Consider the following 23,645-nt stretch of genomic DNA (forward strand, 5'->3'; position numbering starts at 1 on the left):
CAAAGCGAACAACAAGACTGGGAGCCACCGGACTGGCTCTCATTCACCGGACGCGAATTCCAACACGAAGAACAAGACTGGGAGCCACCCGAGTGGCCGGATGAAACCCAGATCCATGACGCCGAGCCACCCGAAGATCCCGGGCTAACCCAAAACCCCTTCCCGGACTGGGAAATTCCAGACGGCGCAGCGCTGTGCGCACCCTCAGGGACGTGATGCCGGCGCGCCGAGAGTACGAGCACCGCGCCGGGTTGTGCCCCGCTGCCAGCGGAGTGGCGCAGAACCTGTACCAACAGCGTCCGGTGCCGGCGGAGCGCTGGTTGGCGCTGGTTGGAGTGCTGAGTGCTGGGTGCTTGGGTGCGGGGGCCCTTGGAGGTCAGAGGGAGGGCCGCAAGTGTTCGTCCGTGCTGTCCGGCTTTGCCCGCCACGCGCGGCAGGCTAGATTCATAAGCAAGATGACTAATTCAGGCAAAGCAGCGCAGGCAACCGCATATTGGACCACGGGGCCCCAGCACGGTGAGCTCCGATCCGAGGAGCTGCACGCCCCGGGACCGGACGAGGCACTGGTCCGCACGCTTTACTCGGGGATTAGCAAGGGCACGGAGATCGTGGTCCACACCTGTTCCGTCCCGCCGCGGGTCGCCGAGGAGATGCGGGCCCCACACCAGGAAGGCTCCTTCCCCTCACCCGTCAAGTTTGGCTACCTGTCAGTGGGCGTGGTGGAGCAGGGGCCGGAAGGCTGGGTAGGCCAGAAGGTCTTCTGCCTGAACCCGCACCAGGACCGCTATGTCGTCGCCACGGATGCGCTCACCCGGATTCCCGACGGCGTTCCTGCCCGACGGGCGGTGCTTACCGGCACGGTGGAAACCGCCGTCAATGCCCTCTGGGAGGCCGGCCCCAGGCTGGGGGACCGGATCGCCGTCGTGGGCGCGGGCCTGGTGGGAGGAATGGTCGCCACCCTCCTCCGCACGTTCCCGCTGGATCGCCTGCAACTGGTGGACCTGGATCCGGAGCGCAAACACCTTGCGGACCGGCTCGGGGTGGAATTCGCCCATCCGGACGACGCCTTGGCGGATTGCGACATCGTCTTCCATTGCTCCGCCTCGCAAGAGGGCTTGGCCCGCAGCCTGCAGCTTGCCGGCGACGAAGGGGACATTATCGAGATGTCCTGGTACGCCAACCACAATGTCACCCTGCCACTTGGCGAGGATTTCCACGCGAGGCGGCTGTCCATCCGCGCCAGTCAGGTGGGCGTTGTATCCCGGGCCCGGCGCCACCGGCGGACCAACGCAGACCGCCTGGACCTGGCCGTCTCGCTACTCAAGGACCCCGTCTTCGACATTTTCCTCACCGGATTATCGCCTTTCGCGGACCTGCCCGACGTAGTCCAGCGCCTCACCGACGGCAAACTCGAAGCCCTCTGCCACGTCATCGAATACCCCGACAGCCGCACCCAAGAGACCGGACCCGAAGACTCCCGCCCCGAAGACACCCGCTCCGAAGACACCCACCACGAAGACAACCGCCCCCAAGACACCGACCGCGAAGACCAGAGGTAGCCAATGTTCAGCTTGACCGTCCGCCGCCATTTCATGATTGCCCACAGCCTTCCGCGCGAGGTTTTCGGCCCGGCCCAGTCCCTTCATGGGGCTACCTTCGTAGCGGAAGTGACCTTCCGGCGTCGTCGTCTGAACCAGGACGCAATCGTGCTGGATATCGGAGCGGCGGGAACCATCATCGAGGAGGTCCTTGCCGGGCTCAATTACCGCAACCTGGATGAACACCCGGACTTTGACGGCAAGCTCACCACAACCGAGGCGCTCGCCGAATACATCGCCCGGTCCGTGGCAGCGCAGCTGAAGGACAGCGACGACGGCCGCGAACTCGCCGGGATCGACGTCACCCTCCGCGAGAATCCGGACGCCTGGGCAACGTTCACGCTCGACCTCGTGGGCTGACAACGGTGCGCCGCCTCAGGCTCCTGGTCCCCGCCAATATCCGCCACAACTCCGGCGGCAACGTCTACAACGCCCGGCTTGTCCGGGGGCTGCAGGGATTGGGCGTTGACGTTGAGGTGCTGGCGGTGGACGGATCCTGGCCGGACGCCACTGCTAAAGAACGACGGCGGCTGGGCAGTCTGCTGGGTGCAGGGGAACCTCGGGCGGGACTCGACGCCGGGACGGTCACCATCGTGGACGGACTGATCGCCTGCAGCGCTCCCGACGAACTCGAGTACGCGGCGGCCGCGGGCCAGCAGGCCTGGGTGCTGCTGCACATGCCGTCCATCGCCGAACCGGCGAGGGAGGCCAGGGCCCTGCGCGCAGTGGCAGGCGTGATCTGTACCAGCACCTCCACCGCACAGGCGATCAACGCTCAGCACGGACTGACTTCCAGCCACATCGCGCTGCCCGGCACGGAACCCGCACCCGTGGCCACGGGCTCGAACCCGCCGCATATCACTGCTGTGGCTGCGTTGCTGCCCAACAAGGACCAATTGCTTACCGTGAAGGCGCTGGCCTTGCTGCAGGACCTGGACTGGACGGCCTCCCTCGTGGGCTCAGAGGACGCCGATCCGGAATACGCCCAGCAGGTCCGCACAGCAATCACAGACCAGGGAATCCAAGACAAGGTACGGCTGACAGGCGAACTGACAGGGGACGCGCTGGACAACGAATGGGAACGAGCCGACTTGAGCCTGCTGGTGTCCCGGGAAGAGGCCTTCGGGCTGGTGGTCACCGAATCGCTCGCCCGTGGCGTCCCGGTCATCGTCCGGCAGGGGACGGGCGCCGTGGCCGCACTGACATCCGCGAGCCCTTCCGCAGGGGAAGCGGACGTCCTGGAGAGCACGCTGCCGGGCGCCGCCGTCGGCCTCTCCGGCAGCCCCGAACCGCTGGCGGCGGTGCTCCGGCACTGGCTGGAGGAACCTCGGCTGAGGTCCGCCTGGCGCGAGGCGGCCCTGGCCGCACGCGAGCGGCTGCCCGGCTGGGACGTCACCGCGCGCACGGTGCTGGGGATCGTCGGAGGCCACTGAACAGGCCGCGAGGCGTCGGGATCGCCTAACCGCTGCCGGGGCCGCTGATGGACAATGAGGCCATGACCACGCCCGTGCCGTCCGCCACCGCATTCGACCTGCCCACGCCGGAACGGCTCACCCCGAGCCTGATGCGGGCGTGGGCCTGGCACAAACAGGGGCTGGACGGCAGCCTCCGGGGTGCGGACTCGGCGGAAGTCTTCAGCCAGGCTGGCTGGGCCCGCTCGGTAGGTGGAGCCAACCCCTACCTCACGCTCTTTGCGCGCGCCGGGATCAGCCGCGAGCAGGCGGACGCCGATGTCTTGTCCCTGAAAATCCATGAACTCCCCGCAGCGCGGGGCTGCACGTACGTCCTGGGCCACAACGACTTTGCCTGGGCTCTCCAGATCGGCCGGGAGGCGGCGGCCGCGCCCTTCCGCGTGCTGGCAAGGATGGGGGTGGAACGTGGCGAGATAACGCTGCTGGAGGAGCAGATCCTGCACGCGCTGGCCGAAGCCAGCGGTCCGCTTGATCCCAAGCAGCTCAAGGACGAGTTGGGTGACTCAGTCCGGAACCTTGGCGAGGAGGGTAAGAGGAAAGGCGCCGCTACCACCCTGCCCACCGCACTGGGCCTCCTGCAGGCGGACGGTCGGATCCGCCGCGTGCCGGTGAACGGCCGGCTGGACCAGCAGCGCTACGCCTATACGCTGTGGGAAATGCCGGCCGTCACCTTGGACGATGGCTCCGTCCGCAGCCTCCTCATGGAGCGATACCTCGGCTGGACAGGCGGTGCCACCTTCAAGCAGTCGCAATGGTTCACCGGCTTTACCGTGGCGGACAGCAAGGCGGCATTCGCCGCCGTCGGCGCCGTGGAGGTGCCCACCGCAGCAGGCGAGGTGCTGTGGATGCTGCCCGACGACGTTGGCCGGCTCGCCGCCTTTGAGGCGCCCGGAGAGGAACAAATCCAGTTGCTGGCGGGCACCGATTCACTAGTCCTGCTCCGGCGGAACTCCGGGGACATGCTCGAAGAGCGGGACAGGGGCAAGAAGGTGCTCGATGCGACGCTGGCTCTTCAGGCCGACCTCCCAGACCACCCGATCCTGGACCGCGGCCGGATCGTCGGACTCTGGCAGTACGATCCGGTGAAGGAACGAATCGCCCACTGGCTCTTTGACGGTCCCACGCCTGCCGTGACGCAGCGGGTCGCCGAGGTGGAGGCCTGGATACGCGCCGAGCTGGGTGATTTCCGCTCCTTCAGCCTGGACTCGCCGGCATCCCGGAAGAGCCGCATCGATTTTCTGGACGCTGCCGTCTAGGAACCGTTCGGCTGGGCACGGTGTCCGGCGAAGAATTCCCTGAGCAACGCTCCGCATTCCGCTTCCCGGACACCCGCGTAGACCTCCACCCAGTGGTTGAGGCGTCGCTCGCGGAGGATGTCAAAGACTGAACCGGCGGCGCCGGCCTTCTCGTCCCAGGCGCCGAAGACCACCCGGGGTATGCGCGCCAGCACAACGGCGCCTGCGCACATGGCGCAGGGCTCCAGCGTGACCACCAGGGTGCAGTCTGCAAGCCGCCAGCCGTCCGCGGTGCCGCCACCTTGGATGGAGAGCTCACGCAAACGGTCCGCAGCCTGGCGGATGGCCACTACTTCGGCATGGGCGGTGGGGTCTCCGAGGGCCTCCCTCTGGTTCCGCCCCGAACCCAGCACGTCGCCGTCGGGCCCGATTACGACGGCGCCGATGGGCACATCGTGCGTGGCAAGGGCGCTCCGGGCCTCGTCCAGGGCAAGGCCCATCCACTCGCCGTGTTTCATTTCTGCCGGGACCATGGCTCAATGATAGTTTCGAAGGATATCCAGACTTGGACGGCACTGACGCGAGGAGGCAGCCGTGGACACCCTCCCAGAGCGGCTTAGAGAGTGGTTCAAACCGTACGCGGCATTGACCATCACTATCCTGATGGGTGGCGGGATCATAGTGGCGCTGGCGCTTCTCGGTGCTGAAGTGTACGACAACGTTGTGGACAATGCCGGCCTGGCCAACCTGGACAAGCCTGCCCTTAGGTATGCCGAAGGGCTGAGGAATCCCGGGCTGGATGCCGCCGTTACAGGGTTTACGAACATCGGTGGCGGCATTGGCATGCCAATCCTCGCCAGCATCCTTACCGCCTGGCTGACTTTCCTCGGAAGGACGTGGCGGCCTCTCATTCTTGTGGGCGGCGCCGCCGCCTTCTCCACGTCAGCAACGACGTTCGGCAAGAAGCTCGTTGGACGGACCAGGCCAGACCATGCGGACGCAGTGCCCCCGTTCGAGACATCACCATCCTTTCCAAGCGGGCACACATTGAACACCACGGTGGTGATCGGTGTGGTGATTTACCTGACCTGCCTACAGTTTCACCGGACGATGGTCCGCGTATCTTTGATAGCCGGCGGAACGCTCTTTATCCTCGCCATGGGACTCAGCCGGGTGTTCCTGGGACACCATTGGCTTACGGACGTCATCGCCGGGTGGCTTCTGGGCCTGATCTGGGTGTGCATGGTGATTCTGGCGCATCGGCTCTTCCACTTCTTCAGGCGGCGGGAACACCGCGGCCCCGCCCCGACCTTCGACAGGCCCGTGGTGCGTGACGTGGTGCAGAACGACGGCATTACGGGGCCGGGGAAGGGGAGCGCCGGATGATAGTTTTGAGCCCATGCGCACTCTCGTTGTGGACCACCCGCTGGTCGCCCATAAGCTCACTGTCCTGCGGGACAAGAACACTCCGTCCCCGGTCTTCCGGCAGTTAACGGAAGAGCTGGTGACGCTCCTCGCATACGAGGCCACCCGCGACGTCCGCACCGAACCCGTCACCATTCAGACGCCGGTCAGCAGTACCGTCGGCACAGCGTTCACCAAACCCACGCCGCTGGTGGTCCCCATCCTGCGTGCGGGCCTTGGCATGCTGGAGGGCATGACCAAGCTGGTCCCCACCGCAGAGGTGGGCTTCCTGGGCATGGCCCGGGACGAGGAAACCCTGGATATCATCACGTATGCCGAGCGCCTCCCCGAGGACCTCACGGACCGGCAGATCTTTGTGCTCGACCCCATGCTGGCAACCGGCGGGACCCTGCGGGAGGCCATCAAGTTCCTCTTTAGGCGGGGCGCCTCGGACGTGACCTGCATTTGCCTCCTGGCCGCGCCCGAAGGCCTGGCCAAGCTGGAGGAGGAACTCTCCGGCGCCAACGTCACCATCGTGCTTGCCTCTATTGACGAGAAACTCAACGAGAAGTCCTACATCGTCCCCGGACTGGGCGACGCAGGCGATCGCCTGTACGGCATCGCCGGCTGACCGGACGATCCCAAAAGGCTTCCAGGTCCCTATCCCACGAAGCCTTCCGGATTCCTCATCCCACCGCTAGCCTGTCCGGATGGACTGGAAACTTGAACTTGTGTTTGTCCCGGTGTCCGACGTGGACCGCGCCAAGGACTTCTATGTCAATAAGGTGGGGTTCAACGCGGACTTCGACGAGCGGCCCAGCGACTCCATCCGCTTTGTCCAGCTCACCCCACCGGGCTCAGGCTGCTCCATCTGTATCGGCGAGGGACTGAACGACGCGCCGCCCGGCACCGCTCCAAGCCTGCAGTTGGTAGTGAGCGACATCCAGGCGGCTCACGACCACCTCAAAGGCAATGGCGTGGACGTGAGCGATGTGGACGTGCAGGAGTGGGGACACTTCGTATATTTCGCGGATCCGGACGGCAACAAGTGGGCCGTGCAGTACATCCCGGGCCGGGAAGCCGCCGTGCCGTCCGCGTAAACAGGCGGGTTTCCTGGAGCCAGCCGCGTAACCGAGCCGGGGCGGCGGACGATGGTAGGGCAAGATTGAACCATGAGCCTCCCCACGTCGGCCCCCACCCGCACCCTGACCTGCCGCGCTGTCCTCTTTGACATGGACGGCACCCTGGTGGATTCCACCGCTGTGGTGGAACAGGTGTGGAGCGAGTTTGCCGAGCGCTATGGCCTGGATTTCGCCGAGATCCTGCGTACGTCCCATGGTGTCAGGGCGGGTGACACGGTGCGCCGTTTTGCGCCGGCCGGAGCCGACGTCGTCGCGCTGACGGACGAGCTCGGTGCCATGGAACGGGTCCGGACCCGGGGCATCGTTGCGTTGCCCGGAGCCGCGGAACTGCTGCGCACCCTTCCCTTGGATGCCGTTGCCCTGGTGACATCAGCCGACCGGATCCTTGCCGATATCCGGATGGAGGCCGCGGGCCTGGCCATGCCGGCCACCGCCGTTACTGCCGACCTCATTACCCACGGCAAGCCACATCCGGAAGGCTATCTTCGGGCCGCCGAGCTCTTGGGGGTTGAGCCGGCCGAGGCTTTGGTGTTCGAGGACGCCCCGGCGGGAATCGCGGCCGGCATGGCTGCCGGCATCCGTACGGTGGCGGTGGGCCCGAAGACCGGCCCTCTCCCCGACGGGGTGCTCCACATTGCCGACTACAGTTCAGTCTCAGCGACGGTGGATACGGACGGCGCAGGGCGCAGGGTCATTTCTTTCCTGCTTTGAGGTCAGCCACAACCTTCGCGATCCTACGGGCCCTGGTCTCGCCTGTCTTTGCATCGCCGATGGGCTCGACGTACCGCCGCTGGGCGCTGTAGTTCAGCGTGGCGTAAAAGGCCTGGGCTTCCGGTTCGGCAGCCAGGGCGGCGGCGAGATCATCAGGAACTTCCACGATGCGCGGCTGGGTGTCCAGTTCCACGTCCACCTCCACCGTGTCGCCAGCGGTAACCCCGGTGAATTCCCGGTTGGCCGAGCTGACCCCGATAAGGTTCTGTCCGCCCATGACCGCAATGCTGCTCCGGTAGCTCTTGCCATTGATGGTCACAACCACCGGCGGGCGCTTGCCCGCGTCCAGCGCGGAGATGATGTCCTCCGGAACCTCAATGCCCGCCTTGTTGCCGCTGCCCAGGATGGTGGTGGTAAATTTCATGGTCCCAGTATGCCGCCGGACTCCGCCCACCGACAGACCCGCCCACCGACAGACCCTCCGACCGACAGGGAGGGCGCCAGTTGCGGAAAGACGTTTTAAGCCACGCTCAGTACCAGTTGTGCGACAGGTGGAAGCTCAGCGCACCGCACGGTGACTGGTAGCTCTGCTTGATGTAGTTCAAGCCCCAGTTGATCTGCGTGCGGTAGTTGGTGAGGTAGTCGGCCCCGGCGCTCGCCATCTTCTCGGCCGGCAGCGACTGGACGATGCCGTATGCACCGCTGCTCGCGTTCGTTGCCGTGGTGGTCCAGTCCGACTCCTTGGTCCACAGCGTCTTCAGGCACTGCATCTCGTCAGGGGCCCAACCATACGATGCCAGCTGGCTGGCAGCGTAGGCCTGGGCGCCGGCGGGATCGTTGACAGCCACAACCGGTGCCGGCGCGGGCTCGGGAGCGGGGGCAGGAGCTGGAGCAGGTGCCTGCACTGGAGCGGGCGCAGGTGCCGGGTCAGCTGCCTGCGGGGCAACACTGACCTCTGCGGGAGCAGGCGACGGCGAGGCCGGGGCCTGGATCTCGCTCTGCTCAAGACTCAGGTTGGAGTCCACACCGGCCGTTGCCTCCACCGCATGGGGTTCGCTGGCTGCCACCTGGGCGATGGAGTCGGAAGCCTGGCCTGCGGCGGCCACGCCGACGAGCAGCGCACACGCGGTGGCGAACACGGCGGCGCGCTGGCCCAAGGAGGGAATCCTTGCCAGTTTGGACAGCGGTGACTTGGACCGTCCGGAGTTAGACAGCGGCGATTCGGGCCGCGCGGACTTTGACAGTTGAGCTGCAGATGCAGCTGCCCTTTCGGGGGCGAGTTTTCGCCGGCCGTGGGACTTTGACCCGCTCTGCGGGCGTGGTTCTACCTGGAATTCAGACATGATTGATCGCCTCTCACACCTGCGGAGTTAGCTGTCGGGTTCGGATGAGGGCATCCGGCCACACGGAAATTCACGTGCTGGCTTAACCCCAAGGGCGCATAGAGCCCGGGACGTGGGTCCCCCGCCTCTGCCTGGTCAAGAAGAATCCGGGAAGCGGCAGAGCTTGGCGTCATCCGGATGTGTGGCCCGAACGGGAACCACACCCAAACGACCGTACAGGAGTCTGCCGCTTAAGTCACATTTTGGTAACAGAGATCACGACGCCGGTGTGTTGCCTTGCGCCGCGAGCGTTTTGATAGGCAGGCGTAGGGTGAACTCTGTCCGGCCGGGCTTCGACCTCACCTCCACGCTGCCGCCGTGGGATTCCACGATCGATTGGACAATGGACAAGCCAAGGCCGCTGGTACCCTCTGAAGCGGCCGGACCGGACGCAGGCGCCTTGCCCGCGCGGGACGCGTCTGCGCGGGCAAACCGCGAGAAAACATGGTCCACGAATCCAGCAGGGATGCCCGCGCCGTCGTCCGTTACTGTTACCACCGCACCGCCGTCAGTGGACTTGGTTACGCCGGTGACCACCGTGGTCCCGGGCGCCGTGTGCTTGCGTGCATTGGAGAGCAGGTTGACCATTACCTGGCGCAGCTGCGACGGATCACCGTTGACGACCAGCGGCTCATCGGGAAGTTCAAGATGCCAATGGTGGTCCGGGGCAATGACTTTCTCATCGCTGACGGTCTCGATTACCAACTGCGTGAGGTCCACCTCGCTGAGCTTCAGCGGCTGGCCCTCGTCAAGCCTGGCGAGCAGGAGCAAGTCCTCCACCAACGTTGTCATTCGCTCGGACTGCCTTTGGACCCTTGCCAGGGACTTCCGGCCGTCAGGCGTGAAATTCTCGGTCATCCTCATCAGCTCGGTGTAGCCGCGGATGGCCGTCAGCGGGGTTCGCAGCTCATGCGATGCGTCGGCCACAAACTGGCGGACCTTGGTCTCGCTTTTCTGCCTGGCCTCCAGGGCGTTGGCCACGTTATCCAGCATGAGGTTGAGGGCGTAGCCCACGCTGCCAACTTCCGTTCCTGGATTGGAGTTCGACGGCGGGACGCGCACGGCGAGTGCCACCTCACCGGCCTCCAGCGGAAGCCGCGAGACGCGGGTGGCAACTTCAGAGAGCTGCTCCAGCGGTTTCATGGTGCGCCGGATCAGCACGGTCCCTGCCAGGCCGATCAGGACCAGGCCACCCAACGAAACGAACACAAAGGTCCACACCAGGGACGTGAGGGTGCTTGCCTTGGCGGCAAGCGGAAGCCCGGTGACCAAGACGTCGGCATTGGCGGTCTTGACAGCAATCAGCCGGTAGTCACCGTTCGAGAGGGGCCGGTCAACGGGCTGCGCGTTCGTTGCCAATGCGAGCAGGATCTCCTTGTCAGTGCTTGAGAGCGGCGAGCGGGTGGTGTCCGGCGCGAGGAACCCGGCGCTGTTAACCTGTCCGTTCAGGATGCGGGCGTTCAGAGTCCCCACGCTCTGGCCGCGGGCGTCCAGGGGGTCTCTTCCGTTGTTGAACCCGCCCAAAGGAGGTCGGCCCGGATCGTTGGAAACGTGGGCTGCCTGGCTTAGCTGGTCATCAAGCTGGCGGGTGAGGAACGAATCCATGGAGGCAAAGCTGAACAGCCCCACGGCGCCGCAGATGCTGACCAGCAGGGCCATGGCCACCAGGACCAGGCGGGTGCGCAAGTGCCACGTGGCCGGCTTTAGCCAGCTGCGGCCCGGTGTGCGTGCGGCGCCGGAGAGTGAAGGCATGGCTAGTCGGCCGGCTTGATGACGTACCCGGCACCACGCACGGTGTGGATCATGGGCGGGTGCACGGCGTCCACCTTTTTGCGGAGGTAGGAGATGTAGAGCTCCACGATGTTCGCCTGCCCGCCGAAGTCATAGTCCCAGACGCGATCCAGGATCTGGGCCTTGCTGATGACGCGCTTGGGGTTCTCCATGAGATACCGGAGCAGCTCGAACTGGGTGGCCGTCAGCTGGAGTTCATCGCCGGCCCGGGTCACCTCGCGGGTGTCAACGTTGAGGACCAGGTCTCCCACCACCAATTCGGCGGTATCCATTGCAGCCACACCGGACCGCTGCACCAGCCGGTGCAGCCGGAGCAGGACCTCTTCCATGCTGAACGGCTTGGTCACGTAGTCGTCGCCGCCGGCCGCCAGGCCCACGATCCGGTCGTGGACGGCGTCCTTGGCTGTCAGGAAGAGCGCAGGGACCTCCGGCGCAAAGGCCCGGATCCTGCTGAGCAGCTCCACGCCGTCGAACCCCGGCAGCATCACGTCAAGCACCAGGACGTCCGGGCGGAACTCCTTGGCGAGTTTTACGGCCTCGGGGCCATCGGCTGCCACGGCCACTGACCAGCCGGCCATGCGCAGGCCCATGCTCATGAGTTCTGAAAGGCTTGGCTCGTCGTCGACCACCAGGGCACGAATGGGGGAACCGTCCGGATGGGCTAGCTGGGGAAGGTTGTTTGTCATGGAGTGCGAAGTGGCCATGGGACAACTCTCCGATCTGCGGGTTAGCCCGCGCTTTGGGCTTCCTGTGCGCACGCTGTGAATCCCAGCCTAGCGAGCTGAACAGGGGTGCCAGATCTCTTCCGCCGAGCAGCTCACGGCCGGTGCGGTTCGATCTACGATCGAGGAACGCCACTATCGCGCTTACGTGGACGGACTACGTGGACGGACTCAAGGCGGGTTTTTTCTGTCCAGATCTGGGAGAGCTGGACATGACCGGAAAGCGGGACGAGCAATTTCAGCAAACTAACCCCTCATGAATCTGACGGGGAAATATGCGCTGTAGAGCGAACAAAATTCGTTGAAAGCTGGTTTTTGACCGCTCGTTCTGGAAAACAATTGTTATTTTATCTACTCCGCAGAATGGTGATCTGAAACACATCGACGGATTTTGTCTCACGATGCGGACGTTTACGTCCATTGTTACTTGCAAGTTCGCATTGTTACGCTGCACACTTCTAACTGTGAACAAGTACTCAACAGCACCTGCAGCCGCAGAATATTGGCCCAGCACACCCGCTGCTGCCGACATGCGCTGTTGTCGAATGCACGCCTGACCTTCATACCCCCAGGAAGTTCTTAGGCATTCGCCCCCCCAGCCCAGCGTCGGGCGCCCTCCCCAGGTCTCATTGCGGGGAACACCAGCATTCGAGCCGCGATGACGGCCATTCACATTGAGGTAAGCATTCATGTCAGTTGCATCCGGATACGTCCACATCTCAGTTCGTAACGCCAACAAGGGCGGCCAGCCCTCTGGTCTCCGCCAAGGCTTTGGCGCCCGCCCCGCGTTCGCCCCGGCGGCCCCCGGCACCAGCTTCCCGGCGCCCGGCTATGCCCCCCAGGGCTACAACCCGAACTCCTACGGGCAGCTCCGCGCAGTCCAGCCTGCGGAAGCTGCACCCATGACCGCTCCCACCCCGGTGGTGTCAGGGCCCAACGCTGTCCGCCCGGTGGCCAACGACAACGTGGCGAGGGGCTTCGTCCTGTATATGGGCATCGACGAAGAGACTGCCGCCGCCGCCGGAACCTCAATCGCCAAGCTCGCCCAGGAAATCCGCGCCTACGCCCAGTCCCTGGTCACCGGTGCCGAGAGCTACGCCGCCGTCGCGGTGGCGCCCGCCGGGACCCCGGGTTCCGCGCTCGACGTCGTACGTTCCACTTTCGGTGATCCCACCGTGAACGCGCGGCAGCGCACCGAGACGAACCGGCTGCAGCAGGCGCAGGACCCGCGTCCGTCCGGCGTCCTGATCGACCTCGCCCGCCGCGAAGTACACCTTGACGGCGAGTCCCTGAACCTGACCTTCAAGGAGTTCGAACTCCTGAACTACCTTGTGGAGAACGGCACCCGCACCGTGGGCCGCGACGAACTGCTCGAAGGCCTGTGGCGCAACGCCGAAGAGGTTCCCAACGAGCGCACTATCGACGTCCACATCCGGCGCCTCCGCTCCAAGCTGGGCCGCCTTGCCAACACCGTCCGCACCGTGCGCGGCCAGGGCTACCGGTTCTACGAGCACCCCGAAGTTGTCGTCTGGGCAGCTCCGGAATACTCGATCTAGTCTTACCTCGCACAAAAGCGCCCGTGCCCACTCAGGGACGGGCGCTTTTGCGCGTTCTGGCCGCCTGCGCATTGGCCTCGGAGCTGGTGGCGGTGGCGCTTGGCTTAGGCGGCGGCGCTAGGCTTGGGGCATGAGCGACCACCACATCAAGCGCCTCGTGATCATGCGCCACGCGAAGGCGGACTGGCCTGGCGGGGTGCCGGATCACGAGCGGCCGCTGGAAGAGCGCGGCCACCGTGAAGCGCCGCTGGCCGGGAAATGGCTGGCCAAACACGACGTCGTCCCCGATTTCATCCTGTGTTCCAGTGCTCTCCGCACGCGCCAGACGTGCACCTGGGTATGCTCGGAACTCGGCGACAAGGCGCCGACGCCGAAACTCGAGGACGGCCTGTACGCGGCCTCAGCGCTTCGCATGCTCACAGTGGTCAACCATGTACCCGACACTGTCACCACCCTGATGCTCATCTCGCACATGCCCGGAGTGCAGGACCTTGCCATGCACCTGGCCTCGCGCGACTCCGACCATGACGCATACATGGATGCCGCCACGAGGTACCCCACTGGCGCGCTCACCGTCCTGGAAACGGAAAAATCGTGGGCCGAGCTGGATGGGCAGGACGCCCGGCTCACCAAATTCAAGGTTCCACGGGCCCACTGACTGCACCTGCGGGAGGGCTAGCTTGTTAGTGACCCGGCGATCTCCCGCAGCAACCCGGCGGCGTGGCGGATCCCGGGGCTTGCCGTCATGGTCCTGCGGTGTACGATCCCCACGTGGCGCACCTGGACGGGGTTGACTAAGGGTACGGACACCACGTCGTCGGGAAGGCCTGGCCTGCCGAGACGGGGGACCAGGGCCACGACGGCCGCCTGGTCAACGAGCGCAATGTGGGTGGCGAAGTCCGGATCGTAGACCCTGATGTCCGGGACCCGGCCCAGGTCGGAGAAGATCCGCAGCAGCGCCTCGTTGCAAATGGCGCCGTGCGGTGTGCTGACCCATCGCTCGCCAAGCAGGTCAGACGGTTCCACGGCGTCCCGCCCGGCCAGCGGGTGGCTGCGATGCACCAGCAGGTCCGCGATGTCCTCGCACAGCCATTCCAGGCTCATGTGCTCGGGGATCACCAGCGGAACCGAGTTCCAGTTGTGCACCACGCCAAGATCGGCCTCGCCGTTTGCCACCCGGGCCACGGCTTCGCGGGGATCCTCGGCCAGCACGCTGACGTCCAGTTCGGTCCCTGAGGAGGCCAGCCTTCCCAGCATCGGCCCCACCAGCCCACGGCATGCGGTGGAGAATGCGACCACCTTGAGGCGGCCGCTCGGTTTGGCCGGGTCCGCCAGCAGCGTGGACTGCAGTTCCTCGAGTTCGGCAAGGATCCGGCGGCCGTAGGCAGCCAGGGCGAGCCCCCGCTCCGTCAGCAGTACCCCGCGCCCGCGGCGCTCCAGGAGCGCAAAGCCGGCCTGCTTCTCCAGCTTCTTGACCTGTTGGGAGACCGCGGACGGACTGAAACCTATGACGTCCGACGCAGCTATGACAGAACCGTGCTGCTCAATCGCTGTGAGCGCCCGAAGCGAACCAATGTCGATCATGAAGCAAACGTACACGATGGGCGGCTGAATTCAACGCTGGTCCTTCATCCGGGGCTCTGCCAAGGTTAGGAGCGTGAACCTTCGCCATTCCCTCCTCGCTGCCCTGGTCGCTGTACTGTGGGGCCTGAACTTTGTGGCCATCGACTTCGGCCTGCACGCCAATGGCCGCGACGTTCCACCGCTGCTGTTCGTCGCCATGCGTTTTGTCCTGGTGGTCTTCCCCTGGATCTTCTTCATCAGGAAACCGGACGTCAGCTGGAAGGCGATCATCGGCGTCGGCCTTTTCATGAGCGCCGGCCAGTTCGGGCTCCTCTACCTCGCCATGGCACTTGGCATGCCGGCAGGCCTTGCCTCCCTGGTGCTCCAGGCCCAGGTTCTGCTCACGGTCCTGCTGGCCGCCGGATACCTCGGCGAGCGGCCCAGCGGCCGCCAGCTTGCCGGCGTCGTGCTTGGCGTCGCAGGGCTGGTGGTGGTGGCTGTGGGCCGGAGCGCCGTGGCGCCGCTGCTTCCGCTGATTATCGTCCTGGCGGCAGCGCTGTCCTGGGCCACAGGCAACATTATTGTGCGCAAAGCCAGGGCCGCGTCCGGGCTCGGTCTGGTGGTCTGGTCCGGTGCCGTGGTGCCACTGCCCCTCGCAGGGCTTTCGCTGATCATCGACGGCCCGGCGTCTGTCCTGGGAACGCTCATGGACCTGCAGCCCGCTACCGTCCTCAGCGCGCTCTATACAGCCGTCTTCGCGTCGCTGGTGGGATATGGAATCTGGAACCGCCTGCTGGCCAGTTACCCGTCGTCGGCGGTGGTGCCCTTCACGCTGTTGGTGCCCGTGGTGGGGATGAGCGCCGCATGGTTGGCGCTGGGGGAGGTGCCGTCACCTGCCGAACTGGCCGGCGGTGTGCTCCTCCTGGGGGGAGTGGCGACGGCGGTGCTCACCCTGGCCGGCGCTCGGACTCAACGACGGGAAGCTGCGGCGGAACCCGGTTTGGACGCTGGTTTGGGTGCCGGTTTGGGCGCGCCCGCAGCCGTTGGTTTGCGGACGGGGGAAGCCGACGACGGCCGCTTGGCTGTCGCGGCTGGAACCCGTGCTGCGGGGGTGCGGGAGCCGGACGCGCGCTGAGCGGGCGTGCCATGGGCATAAGGGCGTTGGGAGGGAGCGCGCTGGCTGCCGCCGGCTCTCTTGGCGCCGGCGCTCGCCGCCGGCCGACGGGCAGCGGAAGCGGGCCGCCTTCTGGGCTTCGACTGCCGGGAGGGCCGGAGGCGTTTGGCTCCAGGCCAGACGGCTCCGGCGAACAGGACCAGCAGGGTGGCCGCCGCGGAGGCCGCGGCCAAGTAGAAGTAGATGTCCGAATCCTGGGTGGTTACCGCCGTACCCAGGGCAGCCGCGTCCTGGTTGAAGGCCAGCCCCCACATCCGCAGGAACGCAATAGAGAAACCGATGAACATGCTGGTGCCGGCGCCGGCGGCAACCACGGCAAGATAGCGGCCGCGGGCAAACACTTCCGCCACCGCCGCAACGTAAGCCACGGCCACGAGGCCCAGGAACGTGAACAACACAGGCTCTTCCAGTGTGATGGCCGTCAGCACCAGCATGCCAAGGGCAGCCAGAGCCGCTCCGATGGCGGTTTTTCCGCTATTCCCCATGCGGTCAATCATCTCCGAAGGGAAGCTACTTCACGACGTAGCCGCGCATGATGGCCATGATTGCTGCAACGCTTTGGTTACGGGTGCGCTCTGGGTTGTAGGTCTGGCGGTCCAGCCCCACCACAAAGCAGGCACCGAAGATGGCCGTTTCCAGGCTGCCGCGCGAGATGGTCTCGTCCACGGGATAGACGGCAGCTACGCTCTCGATGGCCGCGCCGATGATCTCCAGCAGCTCGGCCCTGAGCACCGCAAAAGTGTCCTGCCACTCGCTGGGTGTCCGCCAGTTTTCACTCACCCACAAGCGGGCGAACGACGGGTACTCCGCCATGAAATCCATGGCCTGGCCGATCATCGCCTCCATGGCCAGCAGCGGATCGGGCCGCGGTCCGCTCCCGGAGGCAGCTTCGCCCGGAACCATGCCCGCGCCCGCGCTTGTGCCCGTGCCGGTGCTCGCGAGGCGGGCCTTGAGGATGTCCACCCCGTGACGGAGCAGCTGTGCGATGAGGTCGGCTTTGCTGCCGAAGTTGTAGTAGACCGTGCCCTTGGATACACCGGCCGCGGCGGCGATCTCGTCCACCGTCACTCCGGCGGCGCCCCGCTCGCCGATCAGTTCCATCGACGCCTCGAAGAGCTTCTGCCGCGTGGCATTGGTCCGCGCGGGGCGCAGCTCCTTCCCGGCCGGCTCGGCCGGCCGGATGTTCATACCGCGGGTGTTCATACCGCGATCTCAGGCTTGAGGGTCTTCAGCGTCCAGAATTTGTTTTTCCGCACGGCCAGCGTTGTCATTGCTGCACCCAGCACCGTGTAGCCCAGCAGGCCCAGGACGGTGGGCAGGATCATGGACAGGTCGGCACCATAGATGAGGTGCCGCATTCCTGTGACCACGTAGCCCATGGGCAGGACCTCGTGCACTACATGCAGCGGCTGTGGAGTGGTCTGCCAAGGGAACGTACCGCCTGAGGAAACCAGCTGCAGCACGAGCAGGATGAGCACCACCAGTTTCCCTGGGGATCCCAGAAGGGCAACGACCCCCTGGATGATGGCACTGAACGCCATGGCGGCGGCCAACATGAAGAGCCACATCAGCACGGGATGCACCGGGTTGAGTCCCAGGCCCAGGTCCACTACCAGCGTCAATAGGCTGGCCTGCACCACCGAGACCGCCAGGAACGGGAGCCAGCCCCCGACGGCGATTTTCCACGCCGGGGCGTTGGACGCCAGTGCCCGCTGGGTGATGGGCCGCATGGCCTGGATCAGCATGAAGATCCCGATCCACAGCGCCAGGGTCAGGAAGAACGGGGCCAGCCCTGCACCGTAGGAGCCGGCTTTGGCCTGGGAGACATTGCTGACCGCCACGGGATCGGCGATCACCTCGGAGAGGCTGCTCTTCTGCGTGTCGTTCGGGTTGGGCACCTGGCCAGCGCCCTTCGCGATTTCGTCGGCGAGGGTCCGGGAGCCGTCCGCCGCAGTTCCGGCGCCGGTCTCGAGTTGTGCTGCTCCGGAGTCGAGCTTCTGCGCCCCTTCCGCCAGCCGGCCGGCGCCATCCAGCGCTGCCTGTTGGCCCGTGGCCAGGCTTGCTGCACCGGTGTGGAGCTGGTTGGCACCGCCGGACGCCTGGCCAATGGCATCCTTGAGTGCTGGGGTGGCGGCAGCGAGCTGGGCAGCACCAACACTTACGGCCTCGGAACCGTCCGCCAACTGTTGGATCTGCGCGGCGTCAGTCTGGATTTTGGTCTTCGCAGCCGTCACCGGGCTGGAGGCGGCCACAGTGTCAAAGTCGGCCAGGATCTTGTCGGCCTGCAACTGGGTGAGGACCCCCGATGCAATCAGTCGGTTGTTCGATTCGATCACGCGGGTCCGGAGTCCTTGGTCGGCAGCATCGAGCTGGGCCACAACGTCCTGGACCCTGGAGTTCAGCTGGGCGTTTCCTGCTGCCACCTGGGCCGCGCCGTTGGCGAGGGTCTGGGTGTCGGTGGGCAGGGTGGCCGTCTTGTCCTTCAAGGTGGACAGCCCGCTGCTCAGCTGGCCGGCGCCTTCGGTAAGCTGGTTGGCGCCGTCACGCAGTTTCAGCTGGCCGGCGTACAGCTCGCCCGCGCCGGCGCTCAGCTCCGTCGTCCCCTGATGCAGGGTGGCGGTCCCGTCCCGGAGGGCGGCCACGCCGTCGGCGAGCTGCCCGGAACCATCGGCAGCCTTGAGCATCTGGGAATGGATGGTGCCGAAGCCTGTGAGCAGCTGGTTCGCTGTCTCTTCACCCACGTCCTTGGCCACGCTGTTGTGTACGGCGGTGGTCAGCTTGTCCACGATGGTGCTGAGGAGGTAGTTATTGGCATCGTTGGTGGTGACGTCCAGCATCGCCTGGCTCGCGGAATCGAAGCTGCCGGGGGAGACGAGGTTGGTGGAAAAATCCTGGGGAATCTTCAAGGCGAAGGCGTACTTGCCGCTGCTGACGCCTTGGTCGGCTTCTTCGGCAGTCGAGACCGACTTCCAGTTGAAGACGTTTCCCTCCACCAGGCTGTCCGCCACCTTCGTGCCTGCCTGGAGCCGGGTTCCGTCGCTTGCGGTTGCCCCGGTATCCTCTACCACCAGGGCGGCGTCGATCTGGTTCAGGTTGCCGTAGGGATTCCAGTTGGCGTACAGGTACACGGCCCCGTAGAGCAGCGGCACCATGACCAGGGCCAGGATGGTCAGCTTGGGCAGCAGCCCGCCGGTCATGCGCTTGAGTTCGGAGCGGGCCAGCCGCAGAACAGTCACTTGGCTTCCTCGGTTTCGAGTCGGAGTTCATTATTTGGTACAACCGCCGGTGCGCCAATGGGGCTGTGGACGGAGTTGCCGATAACCGCCGCCGGACCTGTCCACTCCGGCGGGAGGGCAGTAACGGTGACGACGACGGCGAGTGGGCGCCCGCCGTCGTACGCCAACTCCTCAAGCCGGGGAAGCCAGTCCGACGCGTGGGCACTGTGCCGGTCCGGGGAGTCCACCACCAGAAGGTCGGTGTGCGGGTTGGCGAGGGCGAGGGCGGTGAGGAGTTCCATGCGCCTGTCCGGGGGGAGCTGCTCCGTCCAGAGGTCCGCGATATCCTCGAAGCTGTTGACCTTGAGCCATGGCTTGCTCAGGAGGGCACCGCGGTAGCGGCGGGGGATCAGGGCGAGGTCCTCTGTGACGAGGTCGCGCACGCTCAGGTGCTGCTCGGGCTCGTTGACGCCGGGGGAGTCGACCAGGGCGCTCGCCTGGCGGAGGGACTTCGTCCGCGGGCTGCCGGCCCAGGTGATGCGGCCGCCGGTAGGTTTCATGCGTGCGCTGAGCGTAAGCGCCAGGGCTGTCCGCTGGTCCTGTCGGTCGCCTGCAACGAGGAGCAGTTCACCCCTTGGGGCCTGCAGCGAGGTAGGCGGAAGCAGATCGCCCCGCCGGCCTTTCACGTGGAGCTGCTGTACGGAGAGCACAAATGGCCTTTCGGAGGGAAATGGTTCGCCTTCAGTCTAACTAAACTGACCAGTCAGTTCAAATAGGCACATTTGCGCCCCTCCCTATAGCGCCCCTTCCTCAGGCGCGAACTGGCAGGTAATGACCTCAAAACCCAGGTTTGAGGTCATTACCTGCCAGTTCGCGCGAGCCTAGAGACCGTACTTCTCCAGGAGCCGCAGCCAGACTTCACTGACCGTGGGGTATGAGGGCACGGCGTGCCACAGACGGTCCAGCGGCACTTCGCCCACCACCGCGATGGTGGCCGCGTGCAGCAGTTCCGCCACGTCCGGCCCCGCGAAGGTGGCACCCAGCAATACCTTGCGGTCCTCGTCGATGACGAGCTGCGCCCAGCCTTCGTAGTGCTCCGAATGGAGAGAAGAGCCTGCCACTTGAATGGGCAGCTCCACAGAGGAAACGTTGTAGCCGTCCCTTTCCGCCTGCTCCACCGTGCGGCCCACTGCTGCCAATTCCGGATCGGTGAATACAACGCTGGGCACCGCGTGCTGATTGGCGGTCTGGGCGTAGTGACTCCATTCCGTCGGGGCACCACGCAGCTCTCCCTTGGCCCGCGCTGCGATGGCGTCGCCGGTCGCCCTGGCCTCGTACTTGCCTTGGTGAGTGAAAAAATTCTTCCCGGCTGCGTCCCCAATGGCATAGAGCCAGGGTTCGTCGCCGGGCGCTCCTTCCACGAGCCCCGAGGGGTCCGTAGTGAGTTTCAAGGGCTTGTCGTCCGGCGCCGCAAAACCCAGGCTTTCCAGGCCCAGCCCTTCAAGGGCCGGGTGCCTGCCCGTGGACACCAGGATCCTGTCCGCCGTGACGTTGGATCCATCCCCAAGGGACAGGGTGAAGGTGCCGTCCGCGTTCTCGCGGACGCTGTCGGTGGAGGTGCTGAGGTGGATCTCCACGCCGTCCGCGCGCAACCCAGCCTCCACCAGCTTGGCCGCTTCCGGGGGGAAGTTACCCAGCAGCGTGCTCCTGGCCACAAGTGTCACGTCCGAGCCGAGCCTGGCAAAGGCCTGTGCCAGTTCCGTCCCGGCTACTCCGCCGCCCAGGACGGCGAGCCGGTCGGGAACTTCCTGTGCCGAGGTTGCTTCCCGGGTTCCCCACACCTGAAGGTCCGCCAGCCCGTGGATGGGAGGGATGTTGGGCGTCGAGCCGGTGGCCAGGACGACGGCGTGGCGTGCAGTCAGCTGATACGAGTTGCCATCCACGCCGGCCACTTCCACCGTGCGCGGAGCGGTGAGCCAACCATGGCCGCGGACGAGCTCGATCCCGGTATCCTCCACCCACTTCACCTGGCTGTCATCCTGCCAGTTGGAGGTGAAGTAGTCGCGGCGTGCCAGCACTGCCGCGGCATCCAGTGTCCGGGTGACTGCTTCCTTCGCACCCGGGACTGTCTGGGCGCCGTGGAGGGCGGTTCCGGGCCGGAGCAGGGCTTTGGAGGGCATGCACGCCCAGTAGGAGCATTCGCCGCCCACCAGTTCCGCCTCCACCAGGACGGCAGTGAGGCCGCCCTGGACAACGCGGTCTGCTACGTTTTCCCCCACGGCGCCGGCACCGAGCACAATCACATCAAATTCGCGTTCCAGGGCCTCAGGCGTCATGGGAACAGCCTACGCCGGACCCCTGGGGGCGCCGTATGGCCTTGAAGTCGAACCGGTGCCCTCGGCGGGGGTGCGCTGGGCCAGCAGGAGCAGGGCCGTGGGCTGGCGCAGCCAGGCGTTAAACGCAAGAGGTCCGCACCGGCAAACCAGTGCGGACCTTCAATCTGTGCGCCCAGAGGGATTCGAACCCCCGGCCTTCTGTTCCGTAGACAGACGCTCTATCCAGCTGAGCTATGGGCGCATTTTGTGTTTCGCGGTATCTCTCTCTCCGCGAACCTCGAATTACTTTACGCGAGGGGTGCCCGTAGTGCCAAATCGGAAGGCATGTAATCTAGCCGACTAGACCGGTCTAGGTGACCTTCGTCACTTAATCGCCGTGGCCTAGATGGTCTCTTTGCTGAATTTGCGCGGATTCCTGCTGAAATGCCTGCCAACGGTCAGGGCTCGCCCCAAAAACAGAGGCTCCACGGCCCATAGCATTTAGCTCACACCGATGAACCCGAGGAAGGGAACCGCAATGGGCGATCTGGCGCAGAAGCCGCTGCTTGAGAAAGCACCCACCACACATGCTGCTCTGCTGGCATGGGTCGAAGAGGTTGCTGAGCTTACGCAGCCGGACCGTATCCACTGGGTTGACGGATCCGAAGAAGAAAACATCCGTCTTACGGGCGAACTCGTAGAAGCGGGAACGCTGCAGCGCCTGAACCAGGAGCTCTTCCCGAACTCGTTCGCCGCGTTCTCCGACCCGGCAGATGTGGCCAGGGTTGAAGAGCAGACCTTCATTTGCTCCGAGAAGGAGCGCGACGCAGGCTTTACCAACAACTGGATGGCCCCCGCGGAAATGAAGGAGAAGCTGCGCACGCTGTTCGCAGGCTCCATGCGCGGCCGCACTATGTACGTCATCCCGTTTGTCATGGGACACCTCGACGCCGAGGACCCCAAGTTCGGCGTGGAGATCACTGACAGCGCCTACGTTGTTGCCTCCATGCGAATCATGGCCCGGATCGGCACCGAAGTGCTGGATCGTATCACCGCAACCAACGCCTTCTTTGTCCCGGCCCTGCACTCCCTGGGTGCACCTCTCGAAGCCGGCCAGGCGGACGTGCCGTGGCCGTGCAACCCCGACAAATGGATTGTGCATTTCCCCGAGGAGCGCTCCATCTGGTCCTACGGCTCCGGCTATGGCGGAAACGCGCTGCTGGGCAAGAAATGCTACGCCCTGCGCATCGCCTCCGTCATGGCGCGTGACGAGGGCTGGCTGGCGGAGCACATGCTCATCCTGAAGCTCACCTCCCCGGAGCAGAAGAAGTACTACGTCTCGGCGGCCTTCCCGTCCGCCTGCGGCAAGACCAACCTCGCGCTGCTCGATCCCACCATCGAGGGCTGGAAGGTGGAGACGCTGGGTGACGACATCACCTGGATGCGTTTCGGCAAGGAAGGCGAACTCCGCGCCGTCAATCCGGAAGCCGGACTCTTCGGCGTGGCACCGGGCACCGGCTGGGGCACCAACCCCAATGCCATGCGCGCCATCGCCAAGGGCCACAGCATCTTCACCAACGTGGCACTGACCGACGACGGCGGTGTGTGGTGGGAAGGCATGACCGAGGAAGTGCCCGCCCACCTCACCGACTGGCAGGGCAACTCCTGGACCCCTGATTCGGACACGCCGGCCGCGCACCCGAACTCCCGCTTCTGCACGCCGATCGACCAGATCGACATGCTCGCAGAGGAGTACAACAACCCTGACGGCGTGGAACTTTCCGCGATCCTGTTCGGCGGCCGCCGCAAGACCACCATCCCCTTGGTGACCGAGGCGCGCAGCTGGTCCAATGGCATCTTCATGGGCTCCACCCTGTCTTCCGAGACCACTGCTGCTGCAGCAGGTCAGGTTGGCGTCGTTCGGCGCGACCCCATGGCCATGCTCCCCTTCATCGGCTACGACGCGGGCGATTACCTGAACCACTGGGTCAACCTGTCCGCCAAAGCCAATCCGGAGCGCCTGCCCAAGATCTTCCTGGTCAACTGGTTCCGCCGGAACGCCGACGGCGGTTTCGCGTGGCCCGGATTCGGCGACAACGCCCGCGTCCTGAAGTGGGCCATCGAACGGCTCGAGGGCAAGGCAGACGCGGTGGAAACACCCATCGGGTTTGTTCCCACCGGTGACTCCATCGACCTCAAGGGCCTGGACATGACTCCCGCGCAGGTGGAGGAGGCCGTCCGTGTTGACCCAGCCGAATGGGCCACCGAACTTGCCTCCATCGAGGAATGGTTCGCCAACTTCGGGGGGTCCCTGCCCGAGGCACTGCAGTCCGAGCTTGCCGGCCTCAAGTCCCGGCTGGGCTAG

General features: G+C 65.4%; 22 protein-coding genes, 1 tRNA gene, 1 pseudogene and 1 riboswitch. Of the genes and pseudogenes, 13 read left to right on the forward strand and 11 right to left on the reverse strand.

What is annotated here, in order from left to right; genetic code table 11:
* The 5 genes and pseudogenes from J7E83_RS13835 to J7E83_RS13855 all read left to right on the forward strand — a co-directional run.
* A pseudogene (locus J7E83_RS13835) lies at positions 1-216 on the forward strand (hypothetical protein); the annotation flags it as partial.
* 239 nt (positions 217-455) lie between these two features.
* A complete protein-coding gene (locus J7E83_RS13840) occupies positions 456-1,559 on the forward strand; it encodes a zinc-binding alcohol dehydrogenase (protein ID WP_214963048.1) in 1,104 nt (367 codons plus the stop codon).
* 3 nt (positions 1,560-1,562) lie between these two features.
* Positions 1,563-1,958 (forward strand): 6-carboxytetrahydropterin synthase, encoded by a 396-nt coding sequence (locus tag J7E83_RS13845; protein WP_214963050.1) that lies wholly within the window; start codon positions 1,563-1,565, stop codon positions 1,956-1,958.
* Positions 1,959-1,963: 5 nt separating this feature from the next.
* Positions 1,964-3,031 (forward strand): glycosyltransferase family 4 protein, encoded by a 1,068-nt coding sequence (locus tag J7E83_RS13850; protein ID WP_214963052.1) that lies wholly within the window; start codon positions 1,964-1,966, stop codon positions 3,029-3,031.
* A 62-nt stretch (positions 3,032-3,093) separates the two neighbouring features.
* Positions 3,094-4,326 (forward strand): DNA glycosylase AlkZ-like family protein, encoded by a 1,233-nt coding sequence (locus J7E83_RS13855; protein WP_214963058.1) that lies wholly within the window; start codon positions 3,094-3,096, stop codon positions 4,324-4,326.
* Here the strand turns inward: J7E83_RS13855 and J7E83_RS13860 are convergent.
* Positions 4,323-4,838 (reverse strand): nucleoside deaminase, encoded by a 516-nt coding sequence (locus tag J7E83_RS13860; protein WP_214963060.1) that lies wholly within the window; start codon positions 4,836-4,838, stop codon positions 4,323-4,325. The genes J7E83_RS13855 and J7E83_RS13860 overlap by 4 nt on opposite strands.
* A gap of 61 nt (positions 4,839-4,899) precedes the next feature.
* On the opposite strand from J7E83_RS13860, the gene J7E83_RS13865 reads away from it, so the two are divergent.
* The 4 genes from J7E83_RS13865 to J7E83_RS13880 all read left to right on the forward strand — a co-directional run bounded on the left by J7E83_RS13865 (position 4,900) and on the right by J7E83_RS13880 (position 7,562).
* On the forward strand, positions 4,900-5,691 hold the full coding sequence (locus J7E83_RS13865; protein WP_396020549.1) for a phosphatase PAP2 family protein: 792 nt from the start codon (positions 4,900-4,902) through the stop codon (positions 5,689-5,691).
* A 13-nt stretch (positions 5,692-5,704) separates the two neighbouring features.
* Positions 5,705-6,340, forward strand: coding sequence for a uracil phosphoribosyltransferase (upp, locus tag J7E83_RS13870; protein WP_214963062.1), 636 nt, complete (start codon positions 5,705-5,707; stop codon positions 6,338-6,340).
* 79 nt (positions 6,341-6,419) lie between these two features.
* Positions 6,420-6,809, forward strand: coding sequence for a glyoxalase superfamily protein (locus J7E83_RS13875; protein WP_214963064.1), 390 nt, complete (start codon positions 6,420-6,422; stop codon positions 6,807-6,809).
* Between the two features lie 72 nt (positions 6,810-6,881).
* Positions 6,882-7,562, forward strand: a complete 681-nt coding sequence (locus J7E83_RS13880; RefSeq protein WP_214963066.1) for an HAD-IA family hydrolase — start codon at positions 6,882-6,884, stop codon at positions 7,560-7,562.
* Here J7E83_RS13880 and J7E83_RS13885 read toward each other — a convergent pair.
* From J7E83_RS13885 to J7E83_RS13900, 4 genes are all read right to left on the reverse strand, one after another.
* Positions 7,543-7,986 (reverse strand): YdeI/OmpD-associated family protein, encoded by a 444-nt coding sequence (locus J7E83_RS13885; protein ID WP_214963068.1) that lies wholly within the window; start codon positions 7,984-7,986, stop codon positions 7,543-7,545. The genes J7E83_RS13880 and J7E83_RS13885 overlap by 20 nt on opposite strands.
* 106 nt (positions 7,987-8,092) lie before the next feature.
* The gene (locus J7E83_RS13890; protein WP_396020553.1) at positions 8,093-8,806 is read right to left on the reverse strand and encodes a hypothetical protein; all 714 of its coding nucleotides are present in this window, start codon (positions 8,804-8,806) and stop codon (positions 8,093-8,095) included.
* Positions 8,807-8,910: 104 nt separating this feature from the next.
* Positions 8,911-9,084: riboswitch (cyclic di-AMP (ydaO/yuaA leader) on the reverse strand.
* 76 nt (positions 9,085-9,160) lie between these two features.
* The gene (locus J7E83_RS13895) at positions 9,161-10,696 is read right to left on the reverse strand and encodes a cell wall metabolism sensor histidine kinase WalK (RefSeq protein WP_214963072.1); all 1,536 of its coding nucleotides are present in this window, start codon (positions 10,694-10,696) and stop codon (positions 9,161-9,163) included.
* A gap of 2 nt (positions 10,697-10,698) precedes the next feature.
* Positions 10,699-11,439, reverse strand: a complete 741-nt coding sequence (locus J7E83_RS13900; RefSeq protein ID WP_214963074.1) for a response regulator transcription factor — start codon at positions 11,437-11,439, stop codon at positions 10,699-10,701.
* Positions 11,440-12,146: 707 nt separating this feature from the next.
* Between J7E83_RS13900 and J7E83_RS13905 the strand changes: the two genes are divergently transcribed.
* A complete protein-coding gene (locus J7E83_RS13905) occupies positions 12,147-13,013 on the forward strand; it encodes a winged helix-turn-helix domain-containing protein (RefSeq protein ID WP_214963076.1) in 867 nt (288 codons plus the stop codon).
* Positions 13,014-13,143: 130 nt separating this feature from the next.
* Positions 13,144-13,671 (forward strand): histidine phosphatase family protein, encoded by a 528-nt coding sequence (locus J7E83_RS13910; protein WP_214963078.1) that lies wholly within the window; start codon positions 13,144-13,146, stop codon positions 13,669-13,671.
* Positions 13,672-13,688: 17 nt separating this feature from the next.
* Here J7E83_RS13910 and J7E83_RS13915 read toward each other — a convergent pair whose 3' ends face one another.
* Positions 13,689-14,597, reverse strand: coding sequence for a LysR family transcriptional regulator (locus J7E83_RS13915; protein WP_214963080.1), 909 nt, complete (start codon positions 14,595-14,597; stop codon positions 13,689-13,691).
* Between the two features lie 73 nt (positions 14,598-14,670).
* On the opposite strand from J7E83_RS13915, the gene J7E83_RS13920 reads away from it, so the two are divergent.
* Complete coding sequence (locus tag J7E83_RS13920) at positions 14,671-15,711, forward strand: EamA family transporter (protein WP_214963082.1); 1,041 nt, start codon at positions 14,671-14,673, stop codon at positions 15,709-15,711.
* Positions 15,712-16,260: 549 nt separating this feature from the next.
* On the opposite strand, the gene J7E83_RS13925 is transcribed toward J7E83_RS13920, so the two are convergent.
* From J7E83_RS13925 to J7E83_RS13945, 5 genes are all read right to left on the reverse strand, one after another.
* The gene (locus J7E83_RS13925; protein ID WP_251043872.1) at positions 16,261-16,953 is read right to left on the reverse strand and encodes a TetR/AcrR family transcriptional regulator; all 693 of its coding nucleotides are present in this window, start codon (positions 16,951-16,953) and stop codon (positions 16,261-16,263) included.
* Positions 16,950-18,986: a YhgE/Pip family protein gene (locus tag J7E83_RS13930; protein ID WP_214963090.1), complete on the reverse strand. Its 2,037-nt coding sequence runs from the start codon at positions 18,984-18,986 to the stop codon at positions 16,950-16,952. The genes J7E83_RS13925 and J7E83_RS13930 overlap by 4 nt, the downstream gene beginning before the upstream one ends.
* Entirely contained in the window at positions 18,983-19,675 is a 693-nt protein-coding gene (locus J7E83_RS13935; protein WP_311379685.1) for an ABC transporter ATP-binding protein, read from the reverse strand. Before J7E83_RS13935 ends, J7E83_RS13930 begins: the two co-directional genes overlap by 4 nt.
* Before the next feature lie 171 nt (positions 19,676-19,846).
* The gene (locus J7E83_RS13940) at positions 19,847-21,301 is read right to left on the reverse strand and encodes an NAD(P)/FAD-dependent oxidoreductase (protein ID WP_214963091.1); all 1,455 of its coding nucleotides are present in this window, start codon (positions 21,299-21,301) and stop codon (positions 19,847-19,849) included.
* Positions 21,302-21,468: 167 nt separating this feature from the next.
* Positions 21,469-21,542, reverse strand: a tRNA-Arg gene (locus J7E83_RS13945).
* 276 nt (positions 21,543-21,818) lie between these two features.
* Here J7E83_RS13945 and J7E83_RS13950 point away from each other — a divergent pair.
* On the forward strand, positions 21,819-23,645 hold the full coding sequence (locus J7E83_RS13950; protein ID WP_214963093.1) for a phosphoenolpyruvate carboxykinase (GTP): 1,827 nt from the start codon (positions 21,819-21,821) through the stop codon (positions 23,643-23,645).

The organism is Arthrobacter sp. ISL-48, assembly GCF_018613805.1.
Classification (GTDB): Bacteria; Actinomycetota; Actinomycetes; order Actinomycetales; family Micrococcaceae; genus Arthrobacter.

What these genes read in the sequence shown, in the direction of transcription:
- J7E83_RS13840 (WP_214963048.1), top strand. Translation starts at nt 456, where the DNA reads ATGACTAATTCAGGCAAAGCAGCGCAGGCAACCGCATATTGGACCACG.
- J7E83_RS13845 (WP_214963050.1), top strand. Translation starts at nt 1,563, where the DNA reads ATGTTCAGCTTGACCGTCCGCCGCCATTTCATGATTGCCCACAGCCTT.
- J7E83_RS13855 (WP_214963058.1), top strand. Translation starts at nt 3,094, where the DNA reads ATGACCACGCCCGTGCCGTCCGCCACCGCATTCGACCTGCCCACGCCG.
- J7E83_RS13860 (WP_214963060.1), bottom strand. Translation starts at nt 4,838, where the DNA reads ATGGTCCCGGCAGAAATGAAACACGGCGAGTGGATGGGCCTTGCCCTG.
- upp (WP_214963062.1), top strand. Translation starts at nt 5,705, where the DNA reads ATGCGCACTCTCGTTGTGGACCACCCGCTGGTCGCCCATAAGCTCACT.
- J7E83_RS13875 (WP_214963064.1), top strand. Translation starts at nt 6,420, where the DNA reads ATGGACTGGAAACTTGAACTTGTGTTTGTCCCGGTGTCCGACGTGGAC.
- J7E83_RS13880 (WP_214963066.1), top strand. Translation starts at nt 6,882, where the DNA reads ATGAGCCTCCCCACGTCGGCCCCCACCCGCACCCTGACCTGCCGCGCT.
- J7E83_RS13885 (WP_214963068.1), bottom strand. Translation starts at nt 7,986, where the DNA reads ATGAAATTTACCACCACCATCCTGGGCAGCGGCAACAAGGCGGGCATT.
- J7E83_RS13895 (WP_214963072.1), bottom strand. Translation starts at nt 10,696, where the DNA reads ATGCCTTCACTCTCCGGCGCCGCACGCACACCGGGCCGCAGCTGGCTA.
- J7E83_RS13900 (WP_214963074.1), bottom strand. Translation starts at nt 11,439, where the DNA reads ATGGCCACTTCGCACTCCATGACAAACAACCTTCCCCAGCTAGCCCAT.
- J7E83_RS13905 (WP_214963076.1), top strand. Translation starts at nt 12,147, where the DNA reads ATGTCAGTTGCATCCGGATACGTCCACATCTCAGTTCGTAACGCCAAC.
- J7E83_RS13910 (WP_214963078.1), top strand. Translation starts at nt 13,144, where the DNA reads ATGAGCGACCACCACATCAAGCGCCTCGTGATCATGCGCCACGCGAAG.
- J7E83_RS13915 (WP_214963080.1), bottom strand. Translation starts at nt 14,597, where the DNA reads ATGATCGACATTGGTTCGCTTCGGGCGCTCACAGCGATTGAGCAGCAC.
- J7E83_RS13925 (WP_251043872.1), bottom strand. Translation starts at nt 16,953, where the DNA reads ATGAACACCCGCGGTATGAACATCCGGCCGGCCGAGCCGGCCGGGAAG.
- J7E83_RS13940 (WP_214963091.1), bottom strand. Translation starts at nt 21,301, where the DNA reads ATGACGCCTGAGGCCCTGGAACGCGAATTTGATGTGATTGTGCTCGGT.
- J7E83_RS13950 (WP_214963093.1), top strand. Translation starts at nt 21,819, where the DNA reads ATGGGCGATCTGGCGCAGAAGCCGCTGCTTGAGAAAGCACCCACCACA.